The sequence below is a fragment of the Effusibacillus pohliae DSM 22757 genome (assembly GCF_000376225.1).
GTDB lineage: Bacteria > Bacillota > Bacilli > Tumebacillales > Effusibacillaceae > Effusibacillus > Effusibacillus pohliae.
Genome location: NZ_AQXL01000007.1, coordinates 1 through 1,226 on the forward strand (window position 1 = coordinate 1; position 1,226 = coordinate 1,226).

2 protein-coding genes are annotated in these 1,226 nt (G+C 50.7%); both read right to left on the bottom strand.

All coding sequences use genetic code 11. The features are described from left to right. Positions 1-179: 179 nt before the first annotated feature. A complete protein-coding gene (locus tag C230_RS0100065; protein WP_018130080.1) occupies positions 180-812 on the bottom strand; it encodes an NAD(P)H-dependent oxidoreductase in 633 nt (210 codons plus the stop codon). 84 nt (positions 813-896) lie between these two features. After that, the gene (locus tag C230_RS23745; protein WP_156807283.1) at positions 897-1,181 is read right to left on the bottom strand and encodes a DUF4260 domain-containing protein; all 285 of its coding nucleotides are present in this window, start codon (positions 1,179-1,181) and stop codon (positions 897-899) included. Positions 1,182-1,226 lie beyond the last annotated feature (45 nt).

Genomic DNA, 1,226 nt, shown 5'->3' on the forward strand with positions numbered 1-1,226 from the left:
TCCCAATGCTGAAAGACCGCCAATTGCACCTGCGAACCGCCGATGGGATTCGCCGGGTTCCAGTACAGAAAGTGGTGAAAATCGAGGCCATCTGACACCCGATGGCCTCTCCTCACCTGGTGGATCGCCACAGGATATCGGAATCGCTCGTTCAAAAAATCAGCCCCGCCCCACATGAGTCACATATCAATCGGTTTTCCTCTTCGCACGTTGCGTTGGAATTCGCCGCCGGTAAAACCACCGTAACGCACCTGGTGATACAAATATTCCAACCACTTTTGGCGTCGCTTTGGGCTGCTCCGCTTGACTCCGGCAAACATGAATCGCTTGACCTTTCGGATGCCACAAAACCGGAGTACCGCATCTCTTATGACCGTCCATTCGGCGCTTCGGCGAACCAGTCTCACATACCATCCGGGTGAGTCAATCGTGTAGACCACCCATGCCGATTTTCCTTTCAGCAATCCCTTCGGCACCATACCGTCATATCGATAGGCAAAACCGGAAACAAAAACCCGATCGAAAAAACCCTTCAGAATCGCCGGGACACCATACCACCAAACGGGATACATGAAGATAAGATGATCGGCTTGCCGCACCAGCTCACGGTAATGAGCGGTTGCCGGATCGTTTTTAAGGTCACTGCGCCGGATTTTGTCGTTGTACACCAGGACCGGATCAAAGTTGTCCTTATACAGATCGATCACCGTATACGTGTGGCCGGCCTCTTGCAGCCCACGCTCCACTTCTTTCAAGATGGCGGCATTAAAACTCTTCGGGTTCGGGTGAGCGTAGATAATCAACACATTCATCTTGAATGCCCTCCAACCTTCGACAGGATGACGAACAAACAGCAGACCATTTTTAATTGTATGACCAACCAATAAAGGAGAAACCTACACCCTTTGAAGATGGGTGTCCCGAAATGCGGTTGGGTACTTCAGTCCAAACCCCAACATCCGATCCAATCCAATATGCGTGGTCCAAATCAATCCAACCTGCAGGAGCAGAGGGCTATGAGTCAGCCATCCGGCCGCCAAAAAACCGACGGGCAGAATGTAACTGTGAACCAGGTTATACAAAATCGCTCCCACACGAGGATTTATCAGATATGCCACCATCGCTATGTCTGGAACCAGTGTCAATAGCGGATTAAAACTCCCCAAAAAAATCGCGCTCAATTCCCCACAAACAGCGGATTCAGTTCCCCAAAATCATCGCGCATC